This is a genomic window from Bacillus sp. AP8 (genome assembly GCF_000321185.1).
GTDB lineage: Bacteria > Bacillota > Bacilli > Bacillales > DSM-1321 > Bacillus_AD > Bacillus_AD massilioanorexius.
Map to the genome: position 1 here is coordinate 1 of NZ_CAPG01000042.1, position 6664 is coordinate 6664.

A 6664-nucleotide genomic window follows, 5' to 3' on the forward strand; every position below is an offset into this window, starting at 1 on the left:
ATGATTCTTGTTTTTTATATGAGATTATTTAGCTGCTTGATAGCGTTTTTCTACTTCATCCCAGTTTACAACGTTCCAGAAGTTTGTGATATATTCTGGACGACGGTTTTGATAATGTAAGTAGTATGCATGTTCCCAAACATCTAATCCAAGGATTGGAGTTTTACCTTCCATAACTGGAGAGTCTTGGTTTGGTGTACTGCTAATTTCGATTTCGCCGTTATTTACAGATAACCAAGCCCAACCTGATCCAAATCGAGTTGTTGCAGCTTTAGCAAATTCTTCTTTGAAACTTTCAAAGCTACCGAATTTAGCGTTGATTGCTGCAGCTACTTCACCTTTAGGTTCTCCGCCACCGTTTGGTGAAAGGATTTGCCAGAATAATGAGTGGTTAGCATGTCCGCCACCATTATTTCTTACAGCTGTACGAATTGCTTCTGGTACTTCATCTAGATTAGCAATTAACTCTTCTACGCTTTTTGCTTCAAGAGCTGCATTTCCTGCAATTGCATTGTTTAAATTAGTAACGTATGTGTTGTGGTGTTTAGTATGATGAATGTTCATTGTTTCTTTGTCGATATGAGGCTCTAAAGCATCATATGCATAAGGTAATTGCGGTAATTCAAATGACATATTATATTCCTCCTATGTATGATTAATGTAGCTAAAATATAGTTAATCACTATATTTCAGCCCGTTAAACTTAGATTAACAAAGATTACATATACGTTCAAATAATAAGCCTTATTTTATCAAAATTATAATCAGGAAATTCCTATTCTTTCTTTAACAATCATTCATAGTAAATAAAAGTTGAATTAAATTCCGTTTGTGATGCTCGCTATCCTCGGAGCAGTCATTGCTCTCGTAAGAGTCTTTCTTCCATATATAACAAAAAAAGTTCCTCAGCCTTAACAAGAAGGGAGGAACTTTTCTCAATACATTTATATAAAAAATGATAAACAAACTATTTAGATTACATTTTATCTATATTTATATTTGCTATCACCAAGAACTGTTTCTGCAATATTAACTGCGTGATCACCAATTCGTTCTAAATTACTTACAATATCAACAAATACGATACCACCAGTTACAGAGCAATTATTTTTACTTAGTCGAGAAATATGATTTTTACGTAATGTTTTTTCCATTTCATCAATTTTACGTTCTTTCTTCAATACGTCGATTGCAAGATCTTTATCATTTTGATTTAATGCATCCACTGCTTCTTGAACAGTAGTTAATGTTAGACTAATCATTTGATTTAAATCTTCCATTGCTTCATCAGTTAACGTAACTTTATTATTTAATTGGAAATCAACCATTTCTACTATATTTTCAAAATGATCACCAATACGCTCAATATCTCGAACGGTATCAACTAAAACAGCATGTCTTTCTGATTCATGTGGAGATAATGGTGATGCTGAAACAGACACTAAGTATGCTGTAATCTTTCGATCTAAATTATTAATTGCATCTTCTATTTGTAAAGCCATTTCAGAATTTTTCTTTTGTTTATTAATAACATATTCTTGCGTTTCTTCTAAGCCTTTAATAGCAAATTGTCCCATACGGATTACTTCTTCCTGAGCAGACGCAATAGCAAGTGCTGGTGATTGTTCGATAAAGATCGGATCTAAATGCTTTGTCTTATATTCAATGATCGTATCTTCACCTGGTATTAACTTCGTTACTATATAAGCTAATCCTGCTATAAATGGGAATTGAATAATAGTGTTTGTTACATTAAAAATTCCATGTGCAAAAGCAATCGTCATTTTGGCATTTAAAGCTAGAGTTGTACTTAAATATTCAACAAAGTTGGTAAAAGGTGTTAACAATAATAAGAATAGGACTGCCCCAATTAAGTTGAATAGAACATGAGTAGCTGCTGCTCTTCTTGCAGCAACAGAAGCTCCGATTGAAGCTAATACTGCAGTAATGGTTGTACCGATATTATCACCAAATAAAACTGGTAATGAAGCTTTAAGATTAATTAAATCTTGAGCATGTAGCTCTTGAAGAATACCGATTGTCGCACTTGAACTTTGCACGATCAATGTAAAGACGGTTCCAATAAGCACACCTAATAATGGCTGATCACTCATACTTAACGTTAAGTCATGGAAAGACTCTAATGTACGAAGTGGCTTCATTCCATCTCCCATTAGTTCCAAACCATAAAAAAGCGCCCCAAAGCCAAATACAATTTGTCCAAAATTATGAATCTTCCTATTTTTGAAGAAAAATAATAACACGGCACCAACAGCGATAATAGGAAGAGCATATTCAGATATTTTAATCCCGATTATAAAAGCTGTAATAGTTGTACCAATGTTGGCCCCCATAATAATTCCAATTGCTTGACGCAAAGTTAAAAATCCAGCACTTACTAATCCAACGGTAATAACTGTAGTACCAGAACTACTTTGTATTAAACAGGTTACGATAATCCCCGTTAATACTCCCATAAATGGATTAGTCGTAAATCGATCAAGAATATCTCTTAATTTATCTCCGGCCGATTTTTGAAGACCATCCCCCATATACTTAATACCAAATAGGAAGATCCCTAGTCCACCCAAAAATTGAAAAATCATTTCTTGCACATTCAAATCCACTAAGATGTCAACCCCTCAACTTCAAATTCAATTTAAAACTCCTTAATAGGACTTTGTTATTATGAATAAAAATCCTATTTTATGTAAAGAGTTTCTGAGGATAATTTACAATACCTTAACAAAACAACATAAAAATCCCCCTATGTTACAAAAACATTACAATAATAAAAGAGATACTATTAGGTTGTATTAAAATCATGGTATTATGTAAAGTGACTTGCAAAATAAATAAAATTATAAACAAGGTGTTGACCATATGAATATTTTTAAACAATTTTGGCTTAGCTTATATTCTCCAAAGGATATTGCCAAGTTTCGTTTTCAAGGAATCGGAAAAACGATTCTTTACGTTTTTCTTCTTGTTTTACTTTCAGCGGCACCCTCACTCATTTATTCTTCAATAAGTGTTAATAATGGAGTAGCTGCTTTTAAAGAAGCTGTTCAGCATAAGCTTCCTGACTTTGAAATCAAAAATGGTACATTACATACGGAAGCAAAGGAACCAGTTGAATATAAAGGAAAAGATTTTTCGATATATTTAGATAGTACTGGATCACTCTTACCACAAGATATAAAAATTGAAGCTGATAATGCCCTTGGCTTGTTAAAATCAGAAATTGTAATCGTATCAAACGGTAATATCCAAACTCAACCTTATACTTTGTTTAATGGATTTACGATTACTCATAGCGATTTGCTTTCATTTATGGACCAAATTGACGGATTACTAATTGTCTTGATTTGTGCCGTTGTACTTACAACATTTATTTTTTCTGCGGGTCTTTCATTCATCGAGATTACTTTTTTAGCATTCGTGGCTAAAATGTTAGCTAGTACATACAATCCTAAACTGGAATATAGACACTACTGGAGATTAACAGCTTATTGTACAACACTTCCTACATTATTCTTTACAATCATGGGATTCCTTCAAACGAATGTTATTGGAGGCGTATTTGTTAGCTGGGCAGTTACATTTACCATGTTGTTTTTAGTATTAAGAGAAATTCCTAAACCAAAAACAAAAAAAGCTTAATTTACGCGTAACATCAGCTTTTTAAAGAAATGGAATATACACTAACAAATCAAATGTTTTCAAAAAACGACCTCCATATAAAGCTTAGGGGCCTCCAAAAAGTGATTTCTAATCACTTTTTGGAGGTCCCTACATATTAATATTCAAATTGATTAATATGTCGATTCAATGTTTGTGATAGGTCATTTAATCTCTGCCCAATATTTTGATATTTTTTCATTTCTTCAAAATGCTCTTTTGATTGAGTAAGCATAACTTCTGTAAATGACTGACTTTCTTGAGAAAGCGAAACATTTTGCTCAGCAGTTTGCTCCATCTCAGGTAATACTTTATGTAACTGCGTCATTTTTTCTTGAATCACTTCTAATTTTTCATATACACCCTTTACTCTATACGTCAGACTTTCTACAGACTCTTTACTATCTGTCGCCATCATCCAATGTTCCTGCATACGGTCTAAAATTTGATTATATTCAATTGTAACTGTATTTGATAAAGTCTCTAAATTATAAATGGTTGATGTGATTTCTTCTACAGCTCCAGATGACTGCTCAGCTAGTTTTCTAACCTCACCAGCTACCACAGAAAATCCTCTACCCGCTTCTCCAGCCTTTGCCGCTTCAATTGTTGCATTTAATGAAAGTAACTTAGTTTGCTCCGCAATACCTCGAATCAATTCAACGACAGATATAATTTGAATAGAATACGATCGAATATCATTTACGGTCAGCTTCATTTTTTCTAAATCCATTTTATAATCCGTTAATGTTTCTGACATTTCACTCATTTTTTGACTACCTATAGTGGCCGATTGCTCCATTTCATTCGAGCTTTTATAAATCTCATTTAAATTATCAGCAATATCCAAAACTTCACTTTTCATCATTACAAAAGAATCGATACTTTTTAAAGAGCTAGCCGCAGTCTCTTCCGCTGCCTTTTTCACAACCGTTAAACTCTCCACAAGATTTCCATTTTCAATCACTAATTGATTAGAGGATTTTGTTAAGTCACCCCCTTTTTGCTCAAGTTCATTTGAAGTTTGTGAAATTTTTTCTATTAACATCATTAATCCATCGATTAATAGTTGATAACTTTTGATTAATGAATTTACCTCAGCTGAATTCCCTTTCATATCAATCGGAATATTAAGCTTTCCTTCTCTTGAGTATCTCATTGTTTCCCTTAGGTTAACTAACGGCAGCATTAATCGTTTAGTAATAATACTCATAATAATGATAACTACAAGAATAATAGCACTCACAATGACTAGCATGGTTCCTGACATTTTTTCTATAGGTGCTAAATAATCTACTTCTGGAATAGCAACAATATAAATTCCTTTTACTTCCTGTATTTTTTGAAATCCTAATGTATACTTTTGCCCATTCAATTCAGCATGTATTACACCTTTTTCTTTAGTATTGATCTGCGCCACGGTTTCTTTTGAGAAATGAAGTCTGCTATTTTTATTAGCATTAAAAGGCGTAATTTGATTTTCCTTCAATAAAAAAAATTGACTATGTAAACCATCTTGAAGCATATTAGCATTTTGTGATTTCACAAATGCTTGTATACTCCCATCAAATTTATCTTGATCATTTAAGTAAAGAAACATATTATTTTGAGCAACTTGATAGAAAAAAGCAACTTCTCTTTCAATTCTTTGCTCCATCAAATCAGCTAAAGCAGATTTGGACTTTTGCAATGAGAAAAAGCCAATAATAATAGCTGTTAAAACTAGAAAACAAATAGTCGGTAATAATATTCGGGTCCTAAGACTTATTTCTTTATCTGTTTTGAGAAACCCCTTCATTTTATTTCGAACACCTTGCATCCTATCCCCCTCTTTCTATTTAAAATTATCGCTAATAAATGTAAATGAGGAGTAAATGTAGAATTAATTTTATGTTAAAAGTAAAAATTTCCATAACAGTGCCAAATTTTCGGCATTTATCTCAAAAGTAGACATACATATTAAATACAACATCAAAATTTCAGATGCGTTTATCTTCTATATAAATCTCTAGTATTTCGTTCATTCATTCGTACAATATTCCTTTCTTTAGGAGGAGAAATTATTGAAAAAGTTGATCTTTCTCATTTTACTAATATTAATTAGCTATAGTATTTACTTCGATATAACAACAGGCACTCTTCCTTCAATTTCTAAACCTGCATCTAAACCGTCCACATCTCAAGAAAACGAAACTACAATACCCTTCATAGAATTGCGCGTTGAAGCTGGTGACACTTTGATTAGTATTATGGAAAGTGAAGAAGGAACCATTTCTCAGCCTATTCAAACCATTATCGACGATTTTCAAAAACTAAATAATGGCACATCCCCTCATGAACTACAAATCGGAAAAACGTATAAGTTTCCCAGTTATTAAAAAGCAAGAAACCCTTCATAAATATGTATTCAATCGACTATCCAATAGATGCTACTTCTGAATTTGTTGTCAATAACTGTGATTGATTGATACAATAAGAGTGTTATTTACATTTTTAAGTGCTATTCAAATGAAAGAATATATTGAAAGTATTAAAGGAGAGAATTCACGTGAGTGAAATTATACATCGTTCAAAAACCCGTCCTGTCAAAGTTGGTAATTTGACGATTGGTGGTAGTAATGAATTATTCATTCAAAGTATGACTACAACTAAAACACATGATGTGGAAGCAACTGTAGCAGAAATTAAACGACTTGAAGAAGCTGGATGTCAAATTGTACGAGTAGCTTGTCCAGATGAAAGAGCCGCTAATGCGATCGCAGATATAAAAAGACAAATTTCTATACCTCTAGTAGTCGACATTCATTTCGATTACAAGCTAGCATTAAAAGCTATTGAGGGTGGCGCAGATAAAATCCGAATAAATCCTGGAAACATTGGAAAACGTGAAAAAGTTGAAGCAGTTGTAAATGCTGCTAAAGCTAAGGGTATTCCGATTCGAATTGGAGTTAACGCAGGGTCACTAGAAAAAAGAATTCTTGAG

The 6664-nt window shown here is 32.7% G+C and carries 6 protein-coding genes; 3 read left to right on the top strand and 3 right to left on the bottom strand.

What is annotated here, in order from left to right:
- Positions 1-24: 24 nt before the first annotated feature.
- Both BN349_RS12085 and BN349_RS12090 read right to left on the bottom strand, forming a co-directional pair.
- Positions 25-633 (bottom strand): superoxide dismutase, encoded by a 609-nt coding sequence (locus BN349_RS12085; RefSeq protein ID WP_019242579.1) that lies wholly within the window; start codon positions 631-633, stop codon positions 25-27.
- 350 nt (positions 634-983) lie between these two features.
- Positions 984-2627, bottom strand: coding sequence for a Na/Pi cotransporter family protein (locus BN349_RS12090; protein WP_019242580.1), 1644 nt, complete (start codon positions 2625-2627; stop codon positions 984-986).
- A 256-nt stretch (positions 2628-2883) separates the two neighbouring features.
- On the opposite strand from BN349_RS12090, the gene BN349_RS12095 reads away from it, so the two are divergent.
- Positions 2884-3663, top strand: coding sequence for a DUF1189 domain-containing protein (locus BN349_RS12095; RefSeq protein ID WP_019242581.1), 780 nt, complete (start codon positions 2884-2886; stop codon positions 3661-3663).
- Positions 3664-3799: 136 nt separating this feature from the next.
- On the opposite strand, the gene BN349_RS12100 is transcribed toward BN349_RS12095, so the two are convergent.
- Entirely contained in the window at positions 3800-5500 is a 1701-nt protein-coding gene (locus BN349_RS12100) for a methyl-accepting chemotaxis protein (protein ID WP_019242582.1), read from the bottom strand.
- Between the two features lie 244 nt (positions 5501-5744).
- Between BN349_RS12100 and BN349_RS12105 the strand changes: the two genes are divergently transcribed.
- Both BN349_RS12105 and BN349_RS12110 read left to right on the top strand, forming a co-directional pair.
- Positions 5745-6059 (top strand): LysM peptidoglycan-binding domain-containing protein, encoded by a 315-nt coding sequence (locus BN349_RS12105; RefSeq protein WP_019242583.1) that lies wholly within the window; start codon positions 5745-5747, stop codon positions 6057-6059.
- Positions 6060-6223: 164 nt separating this feature from the next.
- Positions 6224-6664 (top strand): flavodoxin-dependent (E)-4-hydroxy-3-methylbut-2-enyl-diphosphate synthase (locus BN349_RS12110; protein ID WP_187370310.1); only part of this gene is annotated, 441 nt, incomplete at its 3' end.

Coding starts and splice junctions, on each gene's coding strand:
- BN349_RS12085 (WP_019242579.1), bottom strand. CDS start 633: ATGTCATTTGAATTACCGCAATTACCTTATGCATATGATGCTTTAGAG.
- BN349_RS12095 (WP_019242581.1), top strand. CDS start 2,884: ATGAATATTTTTAAACAATTTTGGCTTAGCTTATATTCTCCAAAGGAT.
- BN349_RS12100 (WP_019242582.1), bottom strand. CDS start 5,500: ATGCAAGGTGTTCGAAATAAAATGAAGGGGTTTCTCAAAACAGATAAA.